This is a genomic window from Streptomyces sp. NPDC097107 (assembly GCF_044762405.1).
Taxonomy (GTDB): domain Bacteria; phylum Actinomycetota; class Actinomycetes; order Streptomycetales; family Streptomycetaceae; genus Streptomyces; species Streptomyces thinghirensis.
The window spans coordinates 214,277-238,825 of record NZ_JBIWEF010000002.1 but is presented as its reverse complement, the minus strand read 5'-3'; the positions used below and the strand labels follow the sequence as shown (position 1 = coordinate 238,825).

21 protein-coding genes are annotated in these 24,549 nt (G+C 68.8%); 9 read left to right on the top strand and 12 right to left on the bottom strand.

What is annotated here, in order from left to right; genetic code table 11:
* Window positions 1–484: 484 nt before the first annotated feature.
* The 5 genes from ACIQ1J_RS04770 to dnaA form a co-directional block, all read right to left on the bottom strand.
* Window positions 485–1,057, bottom strand: coding sequence for a DUF721 domain-containing protein (locus ACIQ1J_RS04770; RefSeq protein ID WP_403554111.1), 573 nt, complete (start codon window positions 1,055–1,057; stop codon window positions 485–487).
* Complete coding sequence (gene recF, locus ACIQ1J_RS04765) at window positions 1,054–2,175, bottom strand: DNA replication/repair protein RecF (RefSeq protein WP_210960089.1); 1,122 nt, start codon at window positions 2,173–2,175, stop codon at window positions 1,054–1,056. Before recF ends, ACIQ1J_RS04770 begins: the two co-directional genes overlap by 4 nt.
* Window positions 2,176–2,240: 65 nt before the next feature.
* On the bottom strand, window positions 2,241–3,116 hold the full coding sequence (gene gnd / locus ACIQ1J_RS04760) for a phosphogluconate dehydrogenase (NAD(+)-dependent, decarboxylating) (RefSeq protein WP_403554106.1): 876 nt from the start codon (window positions 3,114–3,116) through the stop codon (window positions 2,241–2,243).
* 199 nt (window positions 3,117–3,315) lie between these two features.
* Window positions 3,316–4,446 carry a DNA polymerase III subunit beta gene (gene dnaN / locus ACIQ1J_RS04755; protein WP_121748020.1) on the bottom strand — a complete coding sequence of 377 codons (1,131 nt, stop codon included), beginning with the start codon at window positions 4,444–4,446 and terminating at the stop codon, window positions 3,316–3,318.
* A gap of 869 nt (window positions 4,447–5,315) precedes the next feature.
* The gene (gene dnaA / locus ACIQ1J_RS04750; RefSeq protein WP_403554104.1) at window positions 5,316–7,256 is read right to left on the bottom strand and encodes a chromosomal replication initiator protein DnaA; all 1,941 of its coding nucleotides are present in this window, start codon (window positions 7,254–7,256) and stop codon (window positions 5,316–5,318) included.
* 376 nt (window positions 7,257–7,632) lie between these two features.
* Here dnaA and rpmH point away from each other — a divergent pair, with 376 nt between their 5' ends.
* The 9 genes from rpmH (at window position 7,633) to ACIQ1J_RS04705 (ending at window position 14,617) form a co-directional block, all read left to right on the top strand.
* On the top strand, window positions 7,633–7,770 hold the full coding sequence (gene rpmH, locus ACIQ1J_RS04745; RefSeq protein WP_003975051.1) for a 50S ribosomal protein L34: 138 nt from the start codon (window positions 7,633–7,635) through the stop codon (window positions 7,768–7,770).
* A gap of 21 nt (window positions 7,771–7,791) precedes the next feature.
* A complete protein-coding gene (gene rnpA / locus ACIQ1J_RS04740) occupies window positions 7,792–8,163 on the top strand; it encodes a ribonuclease P protein component (protein ID WP_210960092.1) in 372 nt (123 codons plus the stop codon).
* Window positions 8,160–8,534, top strand: coding sequence for a membrane protein insertion efficiency factor YidD (yidD, locus tag ACIQ1J_RS04735; protein ID WP_210960093.1), 375 nt, complete (start codon window positions 8,160–8,162; stop codon window positions 8,532–8,534). The genes rnpA and yidD overlap by 4 nt, the downstream gene beginning before the upstream one ends.
* Window positions 8,535–8,537: 3 nt before the next feature.
* On the top strand, window positions 8,538–9,821 hold the full coding sequence (gene yidC / locus ACIQ1J_RS04730) for a membrane protein insertase YidC (protein WP_403554101.1): 1,284 nt from the start codon (window positions 8,538–8,540) through the stop codon (window positions 9,819–9,821).
* 15 nt (window positions 9,822–9,836) lie between these two features.
* The gene (locus ACIQ1J_RS04725; protein ID WP_210960095.1) at window positions 9,837–10,349 is read left to right on the top strand and encodes a R3H domain-containing nucleic acid-binding protein; all 513 of its coding nucleotides are present in this window, start codon (window positions 9,837–9,839) and stop codon (window positions 10,347–10,349) included.
* 124 nt (window positions 10,350–10,473) lie between these two features.
* The gene (rsmG, locus tag ACIQ1J_RS04720) at window positions 10,474–11,193 is read left to right on the top strand and encodes a 16S rRNA (guanine(527)-N(7))-methyltransferase RsmG (RefSeq protein ID WP_210960096.1); all 720 of its coding nucleotides are present in this window, start codon (window positions 10,474–10,476) and stop codon (window positions 11,191–11,193) included.
* Window positions 11,194–11,492: 299 nt separating this feature from the next.
* On the top strand, window positions 11,493–12,566 hold the full coding sequence (locus tag ACIQ1J_RS04715) for a ParA family protein (RefSeq protein WP_403554799.1): 1,074 nt from the start codon (window positions 11,493–11,495) through the stop codon (window positions 12,564–12,566).
* Window positions 12,563–13,672 (top strand): ParB/RepB/Spo0J family partition protein, encoded by a 1,110-nt coding sequence (locus tag ACIQ1J_RS04710; protein ID WP_403554098.1) that lies wholly within the window; start codon window positions 12,563–12,565, stop codon window positions 13,670–13,672. The genes ACIQ1J_RS04715 and ACIQ1J_RS04710 overlap by 4 nt, the downstream gene beginning before the upstream one ends.
* Before the next feature lie 327 nt (window positions 13,673–13,999).
* Window positions 14,000–14,617 carry a GNAT family N-acetyltransferase gene (locus tag ACIQ1J_RS04705; protein WP_403554096.1) on the top strand — a complete coding sequence of 206 codons (618 nt, stop codon included), beginning with the start codon at window positions 14,000–14,002 and terminating at the stop codon, window positions 14,615–14,617.
* A 73-nt stretch (window positions 14,618–14,690) separates the two neighbouring features.
* On the opposite strand, the gene trxA is transcribed toward ACIQ1J_RS04705, so the two are convergent.
* The 7 genes from trxA to ACIQ1J_RS04670 form a co-directional block, all read right to left on the bottom strand.
* Window positions 14,691–15,023: a thioredoxin gene (gene trxA / locus ACIQ1J_RS04700; protein WP_121748009.1), complete on the bottom strand. Its 333-nt coding sequence runs from the start codon at window positions 15,021–15,023 to the stop codon at window positions 14,691–14,693.
* A gap of 41 nt (window positions 15,024–15,064) precedes the next feature.
* Window positions 15,065–16,033: a thioredoxin-disulfide reductase gene (trxB, locus tag ACIQ1J_RS04695; RefSeq protein ID WP_210960099.1), complete on the bottom strand. Its 969-nt coding sequence runs from the start codon at window positions 16,031–16,033 to the stop codon at window positions 15,065–15,067.
* A 162-nt stretch (window positions 16,034–16,195) separates the two neighbouring features.
* The gene (locus ACIQ1J_RS04690) at window positions 16,196–17,086 is read right to left on the bottom strand and encodes an anti-sigma factor family protein (RefSeq protein WP_403554797.1); all 891 of its coding nucleotides are present in this window, start codon (window positions 17,084–17,086) and stop codon (window positions 16,196–16,198) included.
* 17 nt (window positions 17,087–17,103) lie between these two features.
* Complete coding sequence (gene sigM / locus ACIQ1J_RS04685; protein ID WP_403554093.1) at window positions 17,104–17,829, bottom strand: RNA polymerase sigma factor SigM; 726 nt, start codon at window positions 17,827–17,829, stop codon at window positions 17,104–17,106.
* A gap of 27 nt (window positions 17,830–17,856) precedes the next feature.
* Window positions 17,857–19,557, bottom strand: coding sequence for a protein kinase family protein (locus tag ACIQ1J_RS04680; RefSeq protein ID WP_403554091.1), 1,701 nt, complete (start codon window positions 19,555–19,557; stop codon window positions 17,857–17,859).
* Between the two features lie 140 nt (window positions 19,558–19,697).
* A complete protein-coding gene (gene murJ, locus ACIQ1J_RS04675; RefSeq protein WP_403554089.1) occupies window positions 19,698–22,082 on the bottom strand; it encodes a murein biosynthesis integral membrane protein MurJ in 2,385 nt (794 codons plus the stop codon).
* 44 nt (window positions 22,083–22,126) lie between these two features.
* Complete coding sequence (locus ACIQ1J_RS04670) at window positions 22,127–24,532, bottom strand: DUF6049 family protein (RefSeq protein ID WP_403554087.1); 2,406 nt, start codon at window positions 24,530–24,532, stop codon at window positions 22,127–22,129.
* Window positions 24,533–24,549: the final 17 nt, after the last annotated feature.

Sequence of the window (24,549 nt, the reverse complement as noted above, 5' to 3'; positions counted from 1 at the left end):
GCCCTTTCTGGCACAGCACGAGCCGGGCTCGTCGGCGGGTTGCCGGAGCGGCTGCGGCATGTTGCGTTGGTAAGCCTTGATCAGCGTTGCTCAGCTAGTCCCGGACGGTCCCCACGTTCGGGGCGGGATTGTCTTCCATTCTACCGGTAGCACTGACACTGATGGGGGTTTGCCGGTACCTGAGTCCGCATGTGCCGCCCTGAACGATGCTCGTCCGACTCCCGATATGGGGATGGGGGCCCCAAGAGGCTCACAACGGCACTCAGCGCTTCGAGGCGTCAACCCTTGGCTACTTGGGAGTCAGATCGGGATTCGCAACCGCGTGCGGTTGCGGGACGGAGGGCGCGGCGACGGTTCACACCCGCCGTCGCGGCCCAATTATGTGAGGTACATCACCCGTCTCTGACAAGGTGACAGGTCATCCGCGAAGCGCCCGCAAAGCACCCGCGGAGAGCCTCCGAATCGCCCGCAGACCGCCCGCGGCTCACCCGTAGGTGTCGCCCGGGCCCCGGCTGCCGGGCGCACGCAGCGGCCCGTAGCGACGACCGGGACCACCGGCACCACCGGGCCCCAGCACCTTGATCACCCGCACCGACCCGTGCCCGAGATCCTCGTTCAACCGGGCCACCAGCGTCGGGGCGAGCAACCGCAGATTCGTCGCCCACGCCGTCGAGTCACAGCGGACGACCAGCACCCGCTCGTCCTCGTCGTACCGCTCCGGCACACAGTGCTTCGCCACGTCCGCACCGACGATCTCCGGCCAGCGGCCCATCACCCCGCCCACCGCGGCCGGCGTCTCCCAGCCGCGCTCGGTGATCAGCCGGTTGATCGCGGAACCCAACGCCATCGGGTCGCGCCCGTCGGCGCGCGCCCCGGAACGCAGGCCCCCGCGCCGCGCCTGCTTCTTCTGCTGTGCGGCGTCCCCACGCGCGCGTGCCGCCTCCCGCGCCGCCCTCAGCGCCACCCGCGCGAGATCGACACCCGACGGTTCCCGGCCACCCTTGCTGTCGGCGCCCTCCTCGGGGGATTTCCCGGGGACCGGCCCGCCCGCGCTCATACGCGCTCCACCGCGCCCTCGGCCACCGTGAACCGCGCACCCGCCAGCACACCCGGAACATCGTCATCGACCGCGGCCGTCACCAGCACCTGCTCACCGGGCGCCACCAGCTCGGCCAGCCGCTCCCGGCGCCGCGCGTCCAGCTCGGCGAAAACGTCGTCCAGGACCAGGACCGGCTCATTGCCCTCCGCCCTGAGAAGATCGAACGACGCCAGCCGCAGCGCCAGGGCGTAGGACCACGACTCGCCGTGGGACGCGTACCCCTTGGCGGGCAGCGAGCCGAGTTTGAGAAGCAGATCGTCCCGGTGCGGACCCACCAGGGTCACGCCCCGCTCGATCTCCTGCTTGCGGGCCTCGGCGAGCGCGGCCATCAGCTGCTCGAACAGATCCTCGCGCGTGTGCGCCTCACCGGGCGCCGACGGCTTGTACTCGAGGGCGACGGGGCCGCCCCCCGGCGCCAGCTGCTCGTACGCCTTGTCCGCCAGCGGCTGCACGGCGGCGATCAGGTCGAGGCGCTGAGCCAGCAGTTCGGCACCCGCGCGCGCGAGGTGCTGGTCCCAGACGTCGAGCGTGGACAGGTCCATCGTGCGGCCGCCGTGCCGGCGCGCGAGCGCCGCCGACTTCAGCAGGGTGTTGCGCTGCTTGAGGACCCGGTCGTAGTCGGAGCGCACCCCGGCCATCCGCGGGGAGCGGGCGGTGATCAGCTCGTCCAGGAAGCGGCGCCGCTCACCGGGGTCGCCCTTCACCAGCGCGAGGTCCTCGGGCGCGAACAGCACGGTGCGCACGATGCCGAGCACGTCACGCGGCTTGACCTGCGTGGACCTGTTGATACGGGCACGGTTGGCGCGGCCCGGGTTCAGTTCCAGCTCGATCAGCTGCTGCCGCTCGCCCTGCCGGACCTGGGCGCGGATCACGGCGCGCTCGGCGCCCATGCGGACCAGGGGCGCGTCGGAGGAGACCCGGTGGCTGCCGAGCGTGGCGAGATAGCCGACCGCCTCGACGAGGTTCGTCTTGCCCTGCCCGTTCGGCCCGACGAAGGCGCTGACGCCCGGGTCCAGCGGGACCTCGACCCGGGCGTACGAACGGAAGTCGGCCAGCGACAGATGCGTGACGTGCATGGTCGTTTCGCCGACCTCCCCAACCTTCGGGTGCTGACCCTCCGGTGTTGACCTTCGGGTGTTGCTTACTTCTTCTCGACCGCGTGGCCGCCGAACTGATTGCGCAGGGCGGCGATCATCTTCATCTGCGGCGAGTCGTCCTGCCGGGACGCGAACCGCGCGAACAGCGACGCCGTGATCGCCGGCAGCGGCACAGCGTTGTCGATCGCGGCCTCCACAGTCCAGCGTCCCTCACCGGAGTCCTGTGCATAACCGCGCAGGCCGCCCAGGTGCTCGTCCTCGTCGAGCGCGTTGACCGCCAGGTCCAGCAGCCAGGAACGGATCACCGTGCCCTCCTGCCAGGACCGGAAGACCTCGCGGACGTTCTCCACGGAGTCGACCTTCTCCAGCAGCTCCCAGCCCTCGGCATAAGCCTGCATCATCGCGTACTCGATGCCGTTGTGGACCATCTTCGCGAAGTGGCCCGCGCCCACCTTGCCGGCGTGCACGGCGCCGAAGTCACCCTCCGGCTTGAGGGCGTCGAAGGCCGGCTGCACCCGGGCGACGTCGTCCGCGTCGCCGCCGTACATCAGCGCGTAGCCGTTCTCCAGACCCCACACGCCGCCGGAGACGCCGCAGTCGACGAAGCCTATGCCCTTGGCGGCCAGCTCCTCGGCGTGCTTCTCGTCGTCCGTCCAGCGGGAGTTGCCGCCGTCCACGACCACGTCACCGGGCTCCAGCAGCTCGCCGAGCCGGTCGACGGTGGCCTGGGTGGCCTCGCCGGCCGGGACCATGACCCAGACCACGCGCGGGGCGCTGAGCTTGCCCACAAGCTCTTCGAGGCTGTGGACATCGGCGAGGTCCGGATTGCGGTCGTATCCGACGACGGTGTGGCCCGCGCGGCGGATCCGCTCGCGCATGTTGCCGCCCATCTTGCCGAGGCCGACGAGACCGAGCTCCATCAGTTGCGTTCCTTAAGGTGTGCGAGGTGGCGGGACGGCACGTCCTGAACCGCCGGATGCGTGCCGCGGCACTTTCGTACCCACGTCCGAGCCTAAACCCGCCGGCCCGTGCACAGCTGTGGGCGTACGCGCTCAGACGTACGCCCTCACCTGCGGGTTTGCCCCCACCTTGTGGACCACTGCGCCGGGCCCCGACCGCTCAGCCGCTCAGCCGCACCGGCATGATCAGGTACTTGTAGGCCTCGTCGGCCTCGGCGTCCACCGCGGGCTTGCCGCTGAGCAGCGCGGGCTTCGTGGACGTCGTGAAGGACAGCTGCGCCACCGGCGAGTCGATCGCGCTCAGGCCGTCCAGCAGGAACGTCGGGTTGAAGGCGATCGAGATGTCGTCGCCCTCCAGCTGCGCGTCGACCCTTTCCACAGCCTGTGCGTCGTCGCTGGAGCCGGCCTCCAGGATGAGCACTCCCTGCTCGAAGCTGAGCCGCACCGGGGTGTTGCGCTCGGCGACCAGGGCCACACGCTTGACGGCCTCCACGAAGGGGGCGGTCTCGATCACGGCGACGCTGTTGAACTCCGTCGGGAACAGCGTCTTGTACTTCGGGAGGTCGCCCTCCAGCAGACGGGTCGTCGTCCGGCGGCCCGCACCCTCGAAACCGATCAGGCCCTCGCCCGCGCCCGAGCCGGACAGCGCCAGGATGACCTGATCGCCGCTGGTCAGCGCCTTGGCGGTGTCCTGGAGCGTCTTGGCGGGTACCAGGGCGACCGCGGAGACCTCGGGATTCTCCGGCTTCCACAGGAACTCGCGGACCGCGAAGCGGTAGCGGTCGGTGGAGGCCAGCGTCACCGAGTCGCCCTCGATCTCGATGCGCACACCGGTGAGGACGGGCAGCGTGTCGTCGCGGCCGGCGGCGATGGCGACCTGCTGCACGGCCGAGGCGAAGACCTCGCCGGGGACCGTGCCGGTCGCCTCCGGCATCTGCGGCAGGGCCGGGTACTCCTCCACCGGCAGCGTGTGGAGGGTGAACCGCGAGGAGCCGCAGACCACCGTCGCCCGTACACCGTCTGTGGAAATCTCCACCGGCCGGTTGGGGAGGGCGCGGGAGATGTCGGCGAGCAGGCGGCCCGAGACGAGGACCGTGCCCTCCTCCTCGATCTCCGCCTCCACCGAGACCCTCGCGGAGACCTCGTAGTCGAAGCTGGACAGGCTCAGCTGCCCCTCCTCGGCCTTCAGCAGCAGGCCCGCGAGGACCGGCGCCGGCGGACGGGCCGGGAGGCTGCGAGCCGCCCAGGCCACTGCCTCCGCGAGTACGTCGCGTTCCACCCGGATCTTCACTGTTGCCGCCTCCTGCTGTTGCCGGCGCTGCTCGCCCTGCCTGGCCTTCGTCGTCTGGGTCGGTGTCGTCGGTCCCTGTGAGGGGCAGAACACCGGGGACCAGTCTGACGCACCCCACTGACAGTAGGTGCCGTTCGGGGTCAAGTCGCGACGAGGGGCGGTCGGGCTCGAGAGAGCGAGTTGTGCACAGGGCCCGCTTCGAAACGGATTCCGCACTCTCTCTAGTCGCTAGTAGTAGTAGGGCCTGTGGATACCGTGGATAACCTCGTTTGCCCAGGTCAGAGCAGCAATTTTGTCCACCGGGCCTGTGGGCGGAGCCGGTGGACAACCGGGCGTATCTGTGGAGAACAGAAAGTTCTGCACACTCCGTGCACAGGCAGAGGCGACTTCTCCCCAGAGCCGTCCCCAGGTTTACCCACGTTTCCCACAGCCCAACCGGGCAGCTTGATGTGACGCCTTTCACTCGAGGTGGTGACAGGGCGCGTCGCGTTGCCGAACAGTGGACAGGCATGTGGAGAAGCTCGGGATCGCTGGGGACAACGGGCCTCAGCCTGTGGGTTGCCCGTGGACAACTCGGTGCACAGCCTGTGGATGATTTCTTCGTCCACAGGCTGTGGAGATCGTTCGTCCACGAATCCACAGGGAGCTGACCTGCTCTGATGATCCCTCAACCCTCTGGCCTGTGGACAGGATCGGGACAACTTCCCAGTCCCCAAGGTGTGGACGGAAAAAAGTGGCCGAATCTGTGGAGGACGCCCGTAACCCGGCAGGTATTCGAACAGCGAGCAGGACGGCAGTGCGATCCCCCGGGCACGCAAAGGGCGCCCCGGGATGTCCCGGGGCGCCCGTGCGGCCGGTGCCGGCGGCCGTCAGCCGTTCTTGATGCGGTTGGTCAGCTCGGTCACCTGGTTGTAGATGGAGCGGCGCTCGGCCATCAGATTGCGGATCTTGCGGTCGGCGTGCATCACCGTGGTGTGGTCCCGGCCGCCGAACAGCGCGCCGATCTTCGGCAGCGAGAGGTCCGTCAGCTCCCGGCACAGGTACATGGCGATCTGCCGGGCCGTCACCAGCGCGCGCCCGCGCGAGGTGCCGCACAGGTCCTCGACGGTGAGGCCGAAGTAGTCGGCGGTGGCGCCCATGATGGCCGTGGACGTGATCTCGGGGGCCGAGTCCTCGCCGCCGGGGATCAGGTCCTTGAGGACGATCTCCGTCAGCCCCAGGTCGACCGGCTGCCGGTTGAGCGACGCGAACGCCGTCACCCGGATCAGCGCGCCCTCCAGCTCGCGGATGTTGCGCGAGATCCGGGAGGCGATGAACTCCAGTACCTCGGGCGGGGCGTTGAGCTGCTCCTGCACGGCCTTCTTGCGCAGGATCGCGATGCGCGTCTCCAGCTCGGGCGGCTGGACGTCGGTGATCAGGCCCCACTCGAAACGGTTCCGCAGCCGGTCCTCCAGCGTGACCAGCTGCTTGGGCGGCCGGTCGGAGGAGAGAACGATCTGCTTGTTGGCGTTGTGGAGCGTGTTGAAGGTGTGGAAGAACTCCTCCTGCGTCGACTCCTTGTCCGCCAGGAACTGGATGTCGTCGACGAGCAGGATGTCCATCTCGCGGTAGCGCTTGCGGAAGCTGTCGCCCTTGCCGTCGCGGATGGAGTTGATGAACTCGTTGGTGAACTCCTCGGAGCTCACGTACCGCACGCGCGTGCCGGGGTAGAGGCTGCGGGCGTAGTGCCCGATGGCGTGCAGGAGGTGGGTCTTGCCGAGGCCCGACTCCCCGTAGATGAAGAGGGGGTTGTAGGCCTTCGCGGGTGCTTCGGCGACGGCGACGGCGGCCGCGTGGGCGAACCGGTTGGAGGCGCCGATGACGAAGGTGTCGAAGAGGTACTTCGGATTCAGGCGCGCGGTGGGCTCGCCCGGCCCGGTCGCCGGTGCGGGCTGTGCGGCCAGCGGGCCGGGGGCGCCGGTGGCGGGTCCGGGTCCGACGGGGCCGCCGCGGTGGACGTGGCCGGAGCCGGACGGCGGCTCGGGCAGGTCCCGCCGGGGGCTGCGCTGGCCGTAGTCGCCGCGCGGCTTTTCGTAGTCGTTGCGGGACTGCTCGCGGTCACCGCGTTCGTAGTCACCGCGCTCGTAGTCACCGCGTTCGTATGTGCCGCGCTGGGAGTCGTACGGAGGGCGGTCCGGCGACTGCTGACGGTAGTCCTGCTGGTACGAGTCCTTGGGATAGGGCTCCTGGCCGTAGGGCTCCTGCGGCGGTGTCGCGTAGGGGTCGCGCTCGGGGAAGCCGAGGCGCTGCTGCTGCCAGCCGTAGTCGTCCTGCTGCGCCGGGCGCGGCCAGGAGCCGGGCTCGGGGCGCTGGTACTCCTGCGGGTAGGCGGGGCGGGCGGTGGGGAGCTGATCGGCGCGGTGGCGGCCGTATCCCTCGTACTCGTCGCGGCCGCCGCCCTGCCCCTGGTGGCCGGGGGCAGGGAGCTCGGGCTCCTCGTAGCGGGGCTGGGGGCGGGCGGGCTGCGCCTGCGGGGCGGGCGGCGCGGGGTCGCCGGCGGTGTCGTCGACGGTGATCGCGATGCGGATCGGCCGACCGCATTCGCGGCTCAGGGTCTCGCTGACGACGGGGGCGAGGCGGCCCTCCAGTACGCCTTTCGCAAATTCGTTCGGCACGGCGAGCAGAGCGGTGTCGGCGACCAGCGCGAGGGGCTGGCAGCGCCGGATCCAGTGCTCGTCCTTCGACTCGACACCCTGCCCGCGGCCCTCCCCGAGAAGTTGCTCCAGTACGCGTGGCCACACTGCGGCAAGATCGGCAGGTACGTCAGCCACAGGGCACGCTCTCTCACGAGTCCCTCGAAGGTGTGATTCGGGGACGGGTCGGGATGAAACTCGGGTGGGGCAGGGATAAGGGAACGAATCGGAGTCCAGTCACGGTAGTCAGCGTGGCCGGTAGGGTTCAAGTTGTTGTCCCCAGCCTGTGGACAAGTGTCTGCCGGTCGCCGCTGGTTTGACCGAATGGCGCAGTCCCACGTACCGTGACCAGGTCGAGTTGTCGATGGCTGCTGCCGCCTGCCTCCGATGGGCACAGGTCACGTAAAAGGTGATCGAAAAGCGGTGCACTCGGGCGTAACGCGAGCTACTCGTGGGCGCACGGTGACAGCCAGGACGGCACCCCGCCAACCCCGATTCTTTCTGGAGCCCCCGAGTGAGCAAGCGCACCTTCCAGCCGAACAACCGTCGCCGCGCGAAGACCCACGGTTTCCGGCTGCGTATGCGTACCCGTGCCGGCCGCGCGATTCTCGCGACTCGCCGTAGCAAGGGTCGCGCCCGTCTGTCCGCCTGATCCCGGTCAGGTCATGACATCGTGCTGCCCACCGAGAACCGGCTGAGGCGGCGCGAGGACTTCGCGACCGCGGTACGACGAGGCCGCCGGGCCGGCCGTCCGGCCCTCGTCGTCCACCTTCGAAGCGGTGCCACGGACCCGCACGCGCCTGGGGAGAGCGCTCCCCCGACACGTGCGGGTTTCGTCGTGAGCAAAGCTGTGGGTGGTGCGGTGGTGCGCAACAAGGTGAAGCGCAGGCTTCGCCATCTGATGCGCGACCGGATCGACCTGTTGCCCCCCGGTAGCCTGGTAGTCGTACGAGCGCTACCCGGTGCGGGTGACGCCGACCATGCACAGCTGGCCCAAGACCTGGACGCCGCCTTGGAGCGGCTACTGGGAGGGGGCGCGCGATGAAGTACCCGCTGCTGGCTCTGATCAAGCTGTACCAGTGGACGATCAGTCCGCTGCTGGGGCCGGTGTGCAAGTACTACCCGTCGTGTTCCCACTACGGCTACACGGCCGTCGACCGGCACGGTGCTCTCAAGGGCACGGCGCTCACCGCTTGGCGCATCCTGCGGTGCAATCCGTGGTCGCTGGGCGGCGTGGACCATGTTCCGCCGCGTAAGCGCCCGCGGTGGCACGAAATGCTGCGTGACGCCTGGCGTGCACGCAAGGGCGGGCCCTCCGCCGCCGAACCGGCCATCGAAGGACAGGCTTCTCACACGAGTCCGCCCGGTCCTTCGAGCCCGGCCGCAGAGACCCAGTCCCATGCCCAAGGAGCATGATCAGTGGACACGATTGCCAGCCTCTTCAGCTTCATCACGACACCTGTCTCCTGGGTCATCGTCCAGTTCCACAGCGTGTACGGCGCCATCTTCGGCCCGGACACGGGGTGGGCCTGGGGCCTGTCCATCGTGTCCCTGGTGATCCTCATCCGCATCTGCCTGATCCCGCTCTTCGTGAAGCAGATCAAGGCGACGCGCGGGATGCAGACGCTCCAGCCGGAGATGAAGAAGATCCAGGAGCGCTACAAGAACGACAAGCAGCGCCAGTCCGAAGAGATGATGAAGCTGTACAAGGAGACGGGCACCAACCCGCTCTCCTCGTGCCTTCCCATCCTGGCGCAGTCCCCGTTCTTCTTCGCCCTGTACCACGTGCTCAACAGCATCGCGTCGAACGACACCGTCGGTGTGATCAACGACCGTCTGCTGGAGAGTGCCCAGAAGGCCCACATCTTCGGTGCGCCGCTGGCCTCGAAGTTCACCGATGGCGCTTCCAAGGTGGAGGCTCTCGGGTCCTCGTTGACGGACGTCCGGGTCGTCACCGCGATCATGATCGTGCTGATGTCGGCGTCGCAGTTCTTCACTCAGCGCCAGCTGATGACCAAGAACGTCGACACGACGGTGAAGACGCCGTTCATGCAGCAGCAGAAGATGCTGATGTACGTCTTCCCGGTCATGTTCGCCGTCTTCGGCATCAACTTCCCCGTCGGTGTCCTCGTCTACTGGCTGACCACGAACGTGTGGACCATGGGTCAGCAGATGTATGTCATCCGCAACAACCCGACACCGGGTTCCAAGGCCCAGGCGTCCTACCTGGAGCGCCTGCACAAGAGCGTCACCCAGCACGGCAAGACGCGTGGACGTGGTGAGAAGGCCATCGTCAAGGCCATCGTCGCCAAGGGCCGGGACCGCAACGAGTTCGAGCGGAAGTTCATCAACGGTCTGAACAAGGCGGGCCTGGCGGCTCAGCCCGACGGCACTGTGCTGAAGAGCGACACGGCCGTCGCCACCCAGACCGAGGACGGCGCGACCGTGGCCACTCCGGCCACCCCCAAGCGCCAGCAGCCCAAACGGCAGAGCAAGTCTCAGCGCCAGTCCGTGAAGGCGGCCGGTGAGCCCGACCCCAAGACCTCGCTGACCAAGTCGGACGACCCACAGGACGGCAAGCAGGACGCCAAGCCCGCCGCCGCCAAGAAGCCGGCGCAGAAGTCCGGCGGCGGTGGCCGCAGCAAGGCCCAGTCCGGACAGCGCAAGGGCCCGCAGCGGCCCAAGTCCCCGTCGAAGAAGTAAGAAGGAGTCCATCCCGTGACGGAAGGCACCACCTCCGCCGCTGCCGAGGGCGCAGACACCCTGACTCACCTCGAGAACGAGGGCGAGATCGCCGCGGACTACCTGGAGGGTCTGCTCGACATCGCCGACCTCGACGGCGACATCGACATGGACGTCGAGGCCGACCGTGCCTCTGTCTCGATCATCAGCGATTCGCACAGCCGTGACCTGCAGAAGCTGGTCGGCAGGGACGGGGAGGTGCTGGAGGCTCTGCAGGAGCTCACGCGCCTGGCCGTGCACCGGGAGACCGGCGATCGCAGCCGGCTGATGCTCGACATCGCGGATTACCGGGCCACGAAGCGGGCCGAGCTCTCCGAGCTGGGCGCCAAGGCCGCGGCCGAGGTCAGGAGCAGCGGCGAGTCGGTGCGAATGAAGCCGATGACACCGTTCGAGCGCAAGGTCGTGCACGACGCGGTCAAGGCGGCGGGACTGCGCAGCGAGTCCGAAGGCGAGGAGCCGGAGCGCTTCGTCGTCGTGCTTCCTGCCTGATCGGACCTCTCGTTCTCCGGCCCCGTCTGTTGCGCAGGCGGGGCCGAACTTTGTCAGCCTGATAGTTCTGGTGGTTCTGATAGCGGCGACTGGTGCGCCGGTGCCGTACGGAAGGACGGTCCCCGTGACGGAGGCAGCGGAGCTTCCCCCTGTGCCCGAGCAGGCACACGACGTGTTCGGCGATCGGTACGCGGATGCGGTCCGCTACGCGGAACTGCTCGCCGAGGCAGGGGTGAAGCGCGGTCTGATCGGTCCGCGTGAGGTTCCCCGCCTGTGGGAGCGGCATCTGCTGAACTGCGCGGTGCTCTCGGAAGTCGTGCCCGAGGGCGTGACGGTGTGCGACGTCGGTTCGGGTGCCGGATTGCCGGGGATCCCCCTGGCGCTCGTCCGGGAAGACCTGAAGATCACGCTCCTGGAGCCGCTGCTGCGGCGCACGAACTTCCTGACCGAGGTCGTGGAGCTGTTGGGCTTGGACCATGTCACCGTTGTGCGCGGCCGGGCCGAAGAGGTCATGGGGAAGATGCCGCCAGTGCATGTGGTGACCGCCCGTGCCGTTGCTCCGCTGGACCGCCTGGCCACGTGGGGGGTTCCACTGCTCCGCCCGTACGGCGAGATGCTGGCTCTCAAGGGCGACACCGCAGAGGAGGAACTGAAGGCCGCGGCCACGGCGCTGAGTAAGCTGGGCGCGGTGGAGACGTCCATCCTGCATGTCGGCGAGGGGGTTGTGGACCCCATGTCCACCGTGGTGCGGGTTGAGGTCGGGGAGAGCCCGGGTGGCGTGCGGTTCGCTGCAAAACGGGCCAAGGCGGCCCGGACGGGGCGTGCCCGGCGGCGTCGCGGATAGCCTCATTCGGTTGCTGCGGCACCGACGGCGCTGACGCGTCCTGATGGTGAGCCGTACTCCACACAAGCTGCCAAACCTATGCATGTCGGAGTGTCGCGGCATTTCGGCACCGGCTGCTGTGCATCGTGTTTCACGTGAAACGTCGCTCACTGCTGCACGGCATCATCAGTCGCGGCCGCGCCGCGGCCGATCCCCGCGATCGAAAGCCTCTCGGGTCGCTCGGAGAGGGCGGGGAGTTGTCCACAGAGGTGGATTTCTCCACAGAAGGCCAGGCCTCACTGGTTCATGACCCCGAAGGCATGGGAGGCTCTGTTCATTGCGAGCCTGAAGTCGAGGAGAGTGAATCCTTGCGGTCCGACGCCAATATCGCGGGACCGATGACCGATCCGGTCCCCGGTCCCCGTACCGAGTCGATGGGGGCGGATGTTTCACGTGAAACACCGCCTCCGATGGACGACACTCCGATCGGTCGTGCTGCCCAACTGGCGGTGGAAGCCTTGGACCGCGCCGGCGAGGGATTGCCGCGGCCCGAGCAGACCAGGGTCATGGTGGTCGCCAATCAGAAGGGCGGCGTGGGCAAGACGACGACGACCGTCAACCTCGCCGCGTCGCTTGCCCTCCACGGTGCCCGGGTCCTGGTCGTCGACCTCGATCCGCAGGGCAACGCCTCCACCGCGCTGGGCATCGACCACCACGCCGACGTCCCATCCATCTATGACGTGCTGGTCGAGAGCAGACCGCTCTCGGAGGTGGTCCAGCCGGTCCCCGACGTCGAGGGTCTCTTCTGCGCCCCCGCCACCATCGATCTCGCCGGTGCGGAGATCGAGCTGGTCTCTCTGGTGGCACGTGAGAGCCGGCTTCAGCGGGCGATCCAGGCATACGAACAGCCGCTGGATTACATCCTCATCGACTGCCCGCCCTCCCTCGGCCTGCTGACGGTCAACGCGCTCGTCGCGGGCCAGGAGGTGCTGATCCCGATCCAGTGCGAGTACTACGCGCTGGAGGGGCTGGGACAGCTGCTGCGCAACGTCGACCTGGTTCGCGGGCACCTCAACCCCAACCTGCATGTGTCGACGATCCTGCTCACCATGTACGACGGCCGGACGCGGCTCGCGTCCCAGGTCGCCGACGAAGTGCGCAGCCACTTCGGCGACGAGGTGCTGCGGACGAGCATTCCTCGCTCGGTCCGCATCTCCGAGGCCCCGAGCTATGGGCAGACGGTACTGACCTACGATCCAGGATCGAGCGGAGCCCTCTCCTATCTAGAGGCGGCACGCGAGATCGCGCTGAAGGGCGTGGGCGTCAGTTACGACGCGACGCATGCCCATATCGGCGCACAGAACGACCCGAGCATGGTGGAGGGGATCCAGTGAGTGAGCGACGGAGGGGGCTGGGCCGAGGTCTGGGCGCACTGATCCCCAATGCTCCGACGGAGAAGTCGGTGGCGTCGGCGGCGCTGGGGAATGCGGCTTCCGCATCCCCGGCGATGCCTCTGCTGCCGAACGACCGCGGTGTGGCCGCGGCGAAGGTAGCCACGCTGCCGCCTGTTCCACGTGAAACGGAGGAGTCGACGGCATCCGGTACGGCATCGAGTGGGGTGGACTCGCTCAGGTCGCCCGTGGGCGCGCACTTCGCGGAGGTCCCGCTCGACTCCATCACGCCGAACCCGAAGCAGCCGCGTAAGGACTTCGACGATGACGCGCTGGCCGAGCTGGTCACCTCCATCAGGGAGGTCGGCCTCCTCCAGCCCGTCGTCGTCCGGCAGACGGGGCCCGGGCGCTACGAGCTCATCATGGGTGAGCGCCGGTTCCGTGCGTGCCGGGAACTGGAGATGGAGACCATCCCGGCGATCGTGCGGGCCACGGAGGACGAGAAGCTCCTCCTGGACGCGTTGCTGGAGAACCTTCACCGGGCTCAGCTGAACCCCCTGGAAGAGGCCTTCGCCTACGACCAGCTGCTGAAGGACTTCAACTGCACGCACGACCAGCTGGCGGACCGTATCGGCCGCTCCCGCCCTCAGGTCTCCAACACGCTGCGTCTGCTGAAGCTCTCGCCGAAGGTTCAGAACCGGGTGGCTGCCGGGGTGCTCTCCGCCGGGCACGCGCGTGCGCTGCTCTCCGTGGAGGACCCGGAGGACCAGGACCGGCTGGCCCATCGGATCGTGGCCGAAGGTCTCTCGGTACGGTCGGTCGAGGAGATCGTGACCCTGATGGGGTCCCGGCCGCAGAAGGCGCAGCGGGCCAAGGGCCCGCGGGCCGGTTCCCTTGTCTCGCCGGCGCTTTCTGATCTGGCGACGCGGCTCTCGGACCGTTTCGAGACGCGGGTGAAGGTCGACCTGGGACAGAAGAAGGGAAAGATCACCGTGGAGTTCGCTTCCATGGAGGATCTTGAGCGGATCCTTGGGAGCCTCGCTCCCGGTGAAGGGCCCGTGCTGCAGAAGGGACTTCTGGAGGGCGAAGCGGAAGAGTTCGACTCCTGAGGCTCGGGCCGGTGGAGCGCTCGTCGGTGCTCCACCGGCCGATGGGGCGGGTCGTGTCCGGTGCGTACCGGACACGACCCGCCCTTTGCTTTCCGTCGGTGTCGGGGTCATCCCAACGTGGATACGATGCGATCGGAAGGCGCAAGCACCTGGCAGCACCTCTGAGAGGAAGGCAGGGGCCATGCGATCGTTGAGCCGCACCGGACTGGTGAGCGCGGGCTTGGGGCTGGGCGCGGTCAGTGGGTTCATTGGCAGCCTGCTCAAGGAACGGAGCGCTCTGACAGCCGCCCGCGACGCGGCGGGCGAAGGAAGCGAGGAACAGCCTTCATGGGGCGCCGGCTCGTACCGCTCACGCTGGACAACCTTCAGGACCTTCCCCAGCGCTGTCGCTCGTGTGTCTTCTGGGAACTGGATCCCGTCAGAGGCGAAGCCGCGGTAAAGGCGGGCACGCCGACCCTGGAGAAGGAGTCCTGGATTTCCGCCGTCCTGCTGGACTGGGGATCATGTGGCCGGGTGGTCTACGTCGACGACGTCCCGGTGGGCTTCGTCCTCTACGCGCCTCCTGCATACGTACCGCGTTCGACCGCGTTTCCCACGAGTCCTGTCTCGCCCGACGCTGTGCAGTTGATGACCGCCTTCGTGATGCCGGGCTATCAGGGGCAAGGACTGGGCCGGGTGATGGTTCAGACGGTTGCCAAGGATTTGCTGCGTCGGGGCTTCAAGGCGATCGAGGCGTTCGGGGACGCCCGCTGGAAGGAGCCCGCCTGCGTCCTGCCGGCGGACCATTTGCTGGCTGTGGGCTTCAAGACAGTCCGGCCGCATCCCAGCCATCCGCGGCTGCGGCTGGATCTCCGGGCCACGCTGTCCTGGAAGGAAGACGTGGAGATGGCACTGGACCGGCTGCTCGGAGCCGTCCAGAAGGAACCCGCGTTGCGACCGCTGTAGCGAAGCGCATTGCCGCTGTAAAGCGTATGGGCCGACCCGTCCGGGTCGGCCCATACGTGTTTCACGTGAAACGCTAGTCGGCGATGAAGTCCTCGAGGTCGCGAACGATCGCCGCCTTCGGCTTGGCGCCGACGATGGTCTTGGCGACCTCGCCGCCCTGGTAGACGTTCAGGGTCGGGATGGACATGACGCCGTACTTGGCGGCCGTACCCGGGTTCTCGTCGATGTTGAGCTTGACGATCTCGATCTTGTCGCCGTACTCGGCGGCGATGGCCTCGAGGGACGGCGCGATCTGACGGCACGGACCGCACCAGGCGGCCCAGAAGTCCACCAGGACGGGCTTGTCGTTCTTGAGGACGTCCTGCTCGAAGGAATCGTCGGTCACTTGCTTCAGGGTGCCGGCCACGGCGGGCTCCTTAACTGGTTGATGCGTGGGGCGGATGAGGGTCAGACAGTGGTCTTCTCGGGCTCGGCCTTGTCCTCGTCGGTGAGCGCGGCGAGGAAGCGCTCGGCGTCGAGTGCGGCGGAGCAGCCGGTGCCGGCGGCGGTGATCGCCTGACGGTAGGTGTGGTCGACCACGTCTCCGGCGCCGAAGACGCCGGTCAGGTTGGTGCGGGTCGACGGAGCGTCGACCTTCAGGTAGCCCTCCGGGTCCAGGTCGAGCTGGCCCTTGAAGAGCTCGGTACGCGGGTCGTGACCGATCGCGATGAACAGGCCGGTGACTGCCAGGTCCGAGAGCTCGCCGGTCTTGACGTTGCGCAGCTTCAGGCCCGACAGCTTCTGGTCGCCCTGGACCTCGGCAACCTCGCTGTCCCAGACGAACGAGATCTTGGGGTCGGCGAAGGCGCGCTCCTGCATTGCCTTGGACGCGCGCAGTGTGTCACGGCGGTGGACGATCGTCACGGACTTGGCGAAGCGGGAGAGGAACGTGGCCTCCTCCATCGCGGTGTCACCGCCGCCGATCACGGCGATGTCCTGATCCTTGAAGAAGAAGCCGTCGCAGGTCGCGCACCAGGAGACGCCACGGCCGGAGAGGGCGTCCTCGTTGGGCAGGCCGAGCTTGCGGTGCTGGGAACCGGTGGTGATGATGACGGCCTTGGCCTCGTGGACGGTCCCCGCGGTGTCGGTGACCTTCTTGATCTCGCCACTCAGGTCGACGGCGACGACATCGTCCGGGATCAGCTCGGCGCCGAAGCGCTCGGCCTGGGCACGCATGTTGTCCATGAGCTCGGGGCCCATGATGCCGTCCTGGAAGCCCGGGAAGTTCTCCACCTCGGTGGTGTTCATCAGAGCACCACCCGCGGTGACGGCGCCCTCGAACACCAGCGGCTTCAGCGACGCGCGCGCGGTGTAGAGCGCCGCCGTGTAGCCGGCGGGCCCGGAGCCGATGATGATCACGTTTCGGACGTCGCTCACGGCTTCATTCCTCGTCTCTGGACTGCGTCTTCAGGGCCGGGTGGAGCTTCTTTCGGAGCTCTCACCCCACCCAACGGATCCTACGGGGCGCGCATTCCCGCTGTGTCCGGGCACACGGAGCCGAGGGGGCGGGCATACGGGAAATGGGACGGGCGCGAGCGCTCAGGAATGAGCGTAGGAGTGCTTCAAAAGGATCTCGGCCTTACTGACAGCAGGCTGAGCCACACACGCCGACTCGACGATGTAGGCGGTCACTCGGCTGTCGTTGGAGACGTCGGGCAGCACCACGAGGAGCGCTTCCTTGCCCTTGTAGACGCCGTCCTTCGTGGCCAGCGCCGCGTCGTCGCGTCCGATGGCCTTCCGAATGCATTCGGGAACCGCCGGCTGCTTGAAAACGCGGTTCTCACCACCGGTCTCGGACTCCATACCGAAGCTGCGCGGTGTACGCGGTCCGTTCTGCGCGCCGCTCTGGTCGTCGGCGACGAGAGCGGCGACCTGTTCCTTCAACTTTTCTTCTGAGAAGGTGTCCGCAAGCGCGGTGCCGTCGGACGGGCTGCTCCCGGTGACCGAGTAGACGATCACGGAGCCGAGCCCGATCGCAGCGGCGGCGGCCACGGCGCTGAGTACGGCGATCCTGCGCCGCCCGCTTCGCTTGCGGTCCTTGCGGCCCGGCCCGGTGGAGGAAGCGCGGGCGTGCCCGGCGGGTCGATCCGTCGTGGTCGATGTTTCACGTGAAACACGATGCGCGCTGTCGTTCCTGTCGGATGTGGCGGGCGTGGCAGCGGCAGGCGTCGGCTCCGGGGGTTCCGGCACGGTGGCGCTCAGCAGCGCCTCGGCCGCCAGGGCGGCGTCGATACGGCCGGCCACGTCGTCGGGCATCCGCGTCGGTCCAGGCAGCGTGCCGAGCAGCTCCTGGATCTCCTCCAGCGACGCGAACACGTCCGCGCAGAGCTCGCAGGTCTCCAGGTGCTGTCGCACGTCCGCGGTCCGGGACGGCGGGAGCAGGCCCTCGGTGAGGTCGGAGATCTCCGCGACGTCCGGGTGCCCGGTCATGTCTGTCGTCGACGACGTCACGCTCGTCCACCTCCGCCCTTCACTGCGGCTGAATCACTCGGCCCTGCGTCCGGCGGGCCCGCACGGTGCGGTCCCGCTGCGGGTGGGACGGATGGCCCCTGCGTCCGGTTCCGTTTCGCACCCGGCTTCGTGTCCTCGCCGCTGCCGTCCGGGCGCAGGTGGGTGAGGAGCGGCAGAAGTCTGGCTCTGCCCCGGGCGCACCGGCTCTTGATCGTGCCGGCCGGCACGTCGAGGACCCGGGCGGCCTCCGCCACGGGGTAGCCCTGCATGTCCACCAGGACGAGGGCGGCCCGTTGGTCGGCCGGCAGGGTGCCCAGAGCCTCCAGCAGCTGGCGATGCAGGTCGTTGCGCTCGGCGGGCGCCGAGGCCGACTCGTGCGGCTCCAGGAGCTGCTCCAGGCGCTCGGTGTCGTCGACGGGGGCGGTCTTCCGGGAGGCAACCTTGCGGGCGCGGTCCAGGCAGGCGTTCACCGTGATCCGGTGCAGCCACGTCGTGACGGCTGCCTGTCCGCGGAAGGTGTGGGCGGCGCGGTAGGCGGAGACGAGCGCGTCCTGAACGGCGTCAGCGGCCTCCTCCCGGTCCCCCAGCGTCCGCAGGGCCACCGCCCAGAGCCGGTCCCGGTGGCGGCGCACGAGCTCACCGAAGGCGTCGGGGTCACCTTCGACGTGGCGGGCGAGGAGGTCCTGATCGCTCACGCCGTCACGACTCGCGCTGCCCGCCATCGCACCCTCTCTCTGCGGCAGATGCCGTCAGCTGGTCACTTTGATGTCCGCCAGGCGGCCGCGCCACTTCCCGTCCGACTGCATCGGCAGATCATCCGTGAGCCACACCAGGAGGTACCGGCTCTGGACGGCCTTGCCCGGCTTGAGTTCCACCGTGGTGCCTGAGCCCTTGGCAACCTTGCTGTACTCGTCGAAGGACGCCGGTTCCGCCGTGGCGTCCTTGCTCGCGCTACGCAGCTCGACGGATGTGTTCCCGACAAAGGTGACGGTCACTTTTCCCACCTGCTGGACCTTGCCAAGGTCCACGATGACGCCGACCCCCGGCTTGAGGCGGCCGAAGTCGGAACTGAGGTAGTAGTCCGTCTGCCAATAGCTGGACGTGCTGTCGTCGTAGACGTTCCCTATCGCGGACGGCGTCTCGGACTGATCGCCGAAGGGGTCGAAGTCCCGGGCGCCCGCGATGGGGACAGGCTTGCCTGCCACCGGGACCTTCTGGCTCTTGTCGTCGTCGCCATCCGTCGTCTGCGTCTGGTTCTGGTCGTCCGCCTTGCCGCCCCGTTCCATGATCGCGTCCGCGAGCTGCCAGCTGCCCAGCCCGAGTGCGGCGATGAGCAGGGCGGAGACGCTCCACTTCAGTGCCTTGCCGGTGCGGCTCTGCAGCGGGGGTGGCGGGGTCTGCACCGGCTGGGTGGCGCCGGGGTGCGGTGCCGGACGGCCGTAGGCCCCCTGCTGGTATGCCGTGCGCTGGTACGCGGGCGGTGCGGTGTAGGCAGGCTCCGGCGGGCGGATGCGTGGCATCTCACTGATCGCCTTCACCAGTTCTTCCGGCGTGGTGCACGGAGACTCGTGGCGGGAGGCGGTGGCGCCGTCGTTGGCGAGCGCCCGCATGGAGAGTTCGGACAGGCCGCGGTGGACACCCGCGCGCACCTGGTCCGGGGGGATCAGCCCGATGTCCTTGGGCAGACCGGCCAGACCGTGGGCGTCGCTCTCGTACGGCCAGCGCTGGGTGAGCGTGGCGTACAGCAGGGCACCGATCGCCTCGGTGTCAGTGCGCTGAGGGGTGTCGGAACTGATGCCGCGAAGTGCGGCGTTCACGGCGAGTCCGCGGATCCGCCACTGGCCCGTCGACGTCCGCAGCACCGCGGTGGGGCTCAGGCGCAGGTGGGCGAGGCCTTCACGGTGGGCGGCCGCCATGGCACCCGCGACCTGACTCACCATCTGGTAGGCGTCGTACACCTCCAGCGGGCCGGAGGCGAGCAGAGCGGTCAGCTCGGTGGCGTCGGGGAGCCACTCGTGCACGACGTAGACGATGTCGTTGTCCTCGACGGCGTCGAGGACCTGGACGAAGCGGGGGTCGCCGAGAAGAGCGGAGGAACGTGCCGCAGCCAGCACGGAGCGGGCGCGTGAGTGGTCCGCCGGAAGAATGTGGACGCCGACGGCGCGGCGGAGCTTCTCGTCGACGGCCCGCCAACTGCTGAAGCCGTCCAGACGGGTGACGCACTCCTCGAGGCGGTAGCGGCTGGCGAGTTTGTGCCCGCTGTGCAGTTCGGGAGGCGAGGCCTTGCCGGAATCCTCGCTCGTGGGGCTCCCCTGTGCCTCGTCGCTGTCCGTTTCCCGCTCCCGGTTGTTGGCCACCCCGTCGGCCGTGGACTGGTCCGCCTGGGCGGTCAGCGGCTCATCGCCGCTGTTGTCTGCCACGTCGACGGCAGCTGTGCTCCGTTCCGCCACCGTCGTTCCTGCCTCCCCATTCGATGCGCGCCGGCCGACTCCCGATGCGCGCAGTCCGACGCCGAACCCAATTGTGCCCACAGTCCGGCGCTATGCACGACACACGGCGGCGGACGATGGTTGTGCGCCTACCCCGGGTCTCAGCGTCCCAGGCGTCCGCGCACCATGCCGACCAGCGAGTTGACTTCCTCGATACGCATCCGGCGGGCGGCGACGAAGAAGACGCCGAACAGGAGCAGCCCGCCGGCCAGCAGCGCCGCGAACGACCCCAGTACGCCCTGGCCGAGCGCACGGCTGATCGCGTAGCAGGCCGCACCGCTGAGCAGGGCGGCCGGGACGGACGCGATGCACAGCCTGGCGTACGTCCGCAGCACCCGGGCGCCGTCCAGGTCCCCGCCGAGCCGCTTGCGCAGCCTGCGCCAGGCGATGCCCACGCCGATCACGTAGGCCAGGCCGTAGGAGGCGGCCATGCCTACGACGGCCCAGCGCGCTGGGAGCAGGAAGTAGCAGAGCCCTGCGGCAGTGGCGTTGACAGCGGCCACGATGACCGTGTTGTAGAAGGGCGTCCGGGTGTCCTCATAGGCGTAGAAGGCACGCAGGACGACGTACTGCACGGAGTACGGGACGAGACCGAGGCCGAAGGCCATCAGCATGAAGCCCATGTTGGTGGCTTCGCTGGTACCCGAAGAGCCGAACATGAGCGTGCACATCGGGATGCCGAGTGCAACGAAACCGAAGGAAACGGGAACGATGGCGACGGCTGTGGTGCGCAGCCCCTGGGAGATGTCGTCTCGGACCGCGCCACCGTCGTTCTCGGACGCCGAGCGGGAGATGCGGGGCAGAAGGGCCGCCATCAGGGAGACGGTGATGATGGCCTGAGGCAGGCCCCAGATCAGCTGGGCGTTGGCGTAGGCGGCGAAGCCAGTGCCGTCGACGGGCGACGCCTTACCCGCGGCGGTGGACAGCTGGATGACGATCATGGCACCCGCCTGATTGGCGAGGACGAACAGGACCGTCCATTTGGCGAGGGTGACGGCCTTGCCGAGTCCGTGGCCCTTCCAGTCGAAACGCGGCCGAATCCGGAACCCTGTCTCCCGCAGGTACGGGATCATGGCCAGGGCCTGCACGATGAGACCCAGCAGCACTCCGATGCCGAGCAGCCGCTCGCCCTCCGGCGGGATGCTCGTGACCTTCATCCCCGAGTTTTCCGCGGTGCCGTAGACCCAGATGAACATTCCTAGGGTCACGATGATGACGATGTTGTTCAGGACCGGGGTCCACATCATCGCGCCGAACCTGCCGCGGGCGTTGAGGATCTGCCCCATGACCACGTGGAGGCCCATGAAGAAGATCGAGGGCAGGAAGTAGCGGACGAAGGTAATGGCGACCTCGTTCGCGGCAGGGTCACTGGCCACCGGGTTGGACAGCATCCGGATCAGTAGGGGCGCCGCGAAGACCGTGATCACGGTGAGCGCGCCGAGCGCCACCATGACGAGGGTCAGCAGACGGTTGGCGAAGGCTTCGCCGCCGTCGTCGTCCTCCTTCATGGCCCGCACGAGCTGCGGAACAAAGACCGAGTTGAGGCCGCCACCGACGGTGAGAATGTAGATCATCGTGGGCAGCTGATAGGCGACCTGGAAGGTGTCGCCGAGCAGGCCGACCCCCAGAGCCGAAACGATCAAGGCCGAGCGCACGAACCCGGTGAGCCGCGACACCATCGTGCCCGCCGCCATCACGGCGCTCGACTTCAGCAGGCCCCCCGCACGCCCGCCCTTCTTGGACGCGGCGGCCGGTGCGGCGACGGGCGCGGGCTCCTGGAGGGGCGCCTCGGCCGCTTCCGGTGTGGGCGCCACCGCGTACTGGCCCGGCGCGGGCGCCGCGTGCTGCTGCCCGGGCGCCGGAGCGGGGCCGCCGTACTGACCGTAGGCCGACGCGTTCCCGTGCGGGTCGGGTCCGTGGTGCGCGCCGTACTGTCCTGGCCCCGGTGTCCCGTCGTACTGCCCCGGTGCCGGCGCGGGGGCCGGCACGGAGGCGTGATCGTCGTAGGAGGGGTGGCCGCCGCCCTGCTGCTGGTCCCGGAAGAGGTGTGCGAAGGCGTCCGGCTCGTGGCGCTGCTCGCCGGCCTGCGTGACCAGATCGTCCACGCCGACGAACTGGGTGGTCCGCGGGTCGTCGCCGTACGGCAGGTACTGCGCCGGGCCCTCCGGCTCGGGGGCCGGGGTCTGGGCCCAGACGCGTGGGTCGGGGGCGTAGGGAGACTGGGAGGGCTGGGAGTACAGCGGCTGCTGCGGCGGATACGTGCCCGGGGGCGGCGGGGGGTGCGCGGCGCGGTCGTAGAGCGCCTCGGAGACGGGGTCCTGGGCGGAGAGGTCCTGCGCCCGGTAGGGATCCTGGTCGTAGGCGTCCTGGAGGTACATGTCCGCGGGTGGCTGCGGCGGTGCCTGGCCGGGGTCGGGCGGCGGACCCTCGGGGTGACCCGAGCCGTCCACGGTCCGACCGCGGTCACCGTCGTACGGCGCGTTCATGGTTACCCCACCTCATCGTCCCGGGCCCACCGGCCACGACATCCTCAACGGTCCACTCTCTCACCCGTGCCGGACGGGTCGGCGCTTTCCGCTGCGGTGTCCGGTGTCGGGTCACTCGGCTGCTCCGGGTCGCCTGTCCGGGGGCGTGCCTCGGACTCCTCCTTGAGACGTTCGGCGGAGCCTTCCGGGTTCTGCGGACCATTCCCGGAGTTCCCGGAGTCCTCGGGCTCCTCCGCCTCGCCGGTCTCGCTCTGCTCCGCGTCGCGGGCAGCGGCCCGCTTGCGCTGTGTGTACATCCGGAAGCCGGCGAGGACGAGGAGCAGGACACCGCCGCCGATGACGAGCATCACGGTGGCCGTGATCTCGGTGACCTTCACGTCGAAGGTGACGGGCTCGCCGTACTTTCGCCCGTCCATCGTGTACAGCTGGGCGATCACCGTCGCACGGCCGTTGGCGTTGGCCGACGTGGTGAACTTCACCGACTGGCTGTGGCCGCCGGAGACCGAGATCGGCTGTTCCTCGTAGTCGGCGCCATCGATCTCGAGCCGCGTCGGGTTGGTCGAGGTGAGCCGCAGGACCAGGGGGCCGACGTCCTGCACCAGGTTGTTCTGCACCGTCACGGGAATCGTGGCGCTGCGACCGGAGAGCTTCGTCTCCGACTTGTCGATCAGTCTGACCCGGCCGGTCAGCCCGTCGAGGTACAACTTCACGCCGTTGCGGAATGACTCCGCCTCGGCGGCCCTGCCGCGCCACGACGCGGACATCTCCCGGTTCAGTGCACGCCCGAACGGCGTCACCACCCGGGACGGGTCCGACAGGACGACCTTGAAGTTGCCGAGCGTGTCCTGCGTCCGCGCGGTCTGCGCGAACGCCGTCCGGGGCAGTTCCTTCTTGCGCAGCGCCGAGGGGTAGGAGGAGGTTCCGGGCACCTTGGTGGTGGCGTCCGGGTCCGGCTTGGCCGTGGCGGCCGCCGCCAGCTTCTGCGACTCGGACCACGTACCGCCCTGCATCGCCCGCAGCGCCTCGGCCATCGCGCGTGCCTGGTTTCCGGAGGGCATGCGTTGCGGGGCGATGACGATGCTGCGCTGCTTGCCGGTCTGGAGACCCAGGGCCAGACTCTGGGCGAGGAACCGCTGTACCGCGAGCGTGGACGCGGAGGCCCTCGTCAGATCACCCTCGAACGCCGTGGACAGCCGGGCGTCCGCGACGACGGCCGTCGTGCCACCGCCGATGGGGCGGGCCGCGGAGGGTGTGTACGGCAGGCCGCTGGTCTCCTGGAGGCTGTCGCTGCGGGCAATCACCTTGTCGGCGCCTGCGGAGGTGGCGACCTTGACGATCGACCCGTCGACGGCGCCGTCAACGGGCCAGGCGAAGTCGGTGTTCGGCTTCACGTGGAGGATCGGCTCGACCGTGTTGTCGATGACGTCCGTGGCACTCTTCAGCTGGTTCAGCGAGCCAGTGACGTCCGTGCCGTTGTGGGCCAGGGACGCCAGGTCCGGGTCGGCGAAGGGAAGGGCGACGACCTCCTTGTCGGCCACCGCGTCCTGCAGCTCGGCGAGCCACTGCTTGGCGACCGTCTGATGGGTGCCGGCGACCGTCTTGTCGCCGTCCCGGACGCGGTAGCTGCCCGTCATCGCGTCGACGGAGGCGAGCAGGTCCGGGTCGACCACCCAGGTCACATCGAGGTCCTTGCCCAGCGTCACCATCTGGTTCAGCCGGCCCCCGGGGGAGATCTCCTTGGCCAGGTCGTCGTTGAGGAAGACCGGTGTCTGCTCCTCGTTGGGTCCCGTCTCGGCGGCCATGTGCGTGGTCGACACGAGCGGCCACAGAGCCGTGGTCTTCGTCTTGGGATCGGCCTCGTCGGACTGCCAGGGCAGGAAGGTCCGCTGGATGCCGAGGATCTGCTCCCAGGGCTGCGCGGAGGTCTCCCCGGACAGCGAGACGGCGAATTCGTAGACGCCGTCCTCGCCCAGGTCCAGGTCGTCGACCGGCACGGAGATGTTGAAGGGCTCGGCGACGCCGGGGTTGAGCTTGGAGAACTTCTCGGTGTACTTGTCGTCGATCTCCGGGGCGATGGTCCCTTGTAGATCGTTGCTGCCCTTGGCGATCGCGTCGAGGAACGAGCGGGTGTTGACCTCGGGCCCCACGCGCAGGCCCACGTGGGCGTCGGTGACGGCCTGCTTGCCGTGGTTGGTCACGGTGCCCGACACGGTCACCGTGTCCCCGTCCGTGGGCGCGGAGGGGGTGAGCGAGTCGACCGCGACGGCCACCGAGCCCGAATCGGCGTCGGCCTTGGCCGAGGGCTGCCCGTCGGCGTGTGCCGATCCGGCGGTCGGCAGCTGTACCAGGCCGGCCAGCAGCGGCGCCCCGGCGATCAGCGCCGTGGTGCGCCGTAGCCACCGGCGGGCAGGTGAGGGACTGGTCCCCTGGAAGTCTGCCGCCTCGGCCACGCGCTCGCCCGTCCCTC

Excerpts from the sequence above, each read along its gene's own strand:
- sigM (WP_403554093.1), bottom strand. The coding sequence starts at position 17,829 with ATGGCGGGCAGCGCGAGTCGTGACGGCGTGAGCGATCAGGACCTCCTC.
- yidD (WP_210960093.1), top strand. The coding sequence starts at position 8,160 with ATGAAGTACCCGCTGCTGGCTCTGATCAAGCTGTACCAGTGGACGATC.
- murJ (WP_403554089.1), bottom strand. The coding sequence starts at position 22,082 with ATGAACGCGCCGTACGACGGTGACCGCGGTCGGACCGTGGACGGCTCG.
- ACIQ1J_RS04690 (WP_403554797.1), bottom strand. The coding sequence starts at position 17,086 with ATGACCGGGCACCCGGACGTCGCGGAGATCTCCGACCTCACCGAGGGC.
- recF (WP_210960089.1), bottom strand. The coding sequence starts at position 2,175 with ATGCACGTCACGCATCTGTCGCTGGCCGACTTCCGTTCGTACGCCCGG.
- ACIQ1J_RS04715 (WP_403554799.1), top strand. The coding sequence starts at position 11,493 with ATGGGAGGCTCTGTTCATTGCGAGCCTGAAGTCGAGGAGAGTGAATCC.
- gnd (WP_403554106.1), bottom strand. The coding sequence starts at position 3,116 with ATGGAGCTCGGTCTCGTCGGCCTCGGCAAGATGGGCGGCAACATGCGC.
- ACIQ1J_RS04705 (WP_403554096.1), top strand. The coding sequence starts at position 14,000 with ATGGGGCGCCGGCTCGTACCGCTCACGCTGGACAACCTTCAGGACCTT.
- ACIQ1J_RS04770 (WP_403554111.1), bottom strand. The coding sequence starts at position 1,057 with ATGAGCGCGGGCGGGCCGGTCCCCGGGAAATCCCCCGAGGAGGGCGCC.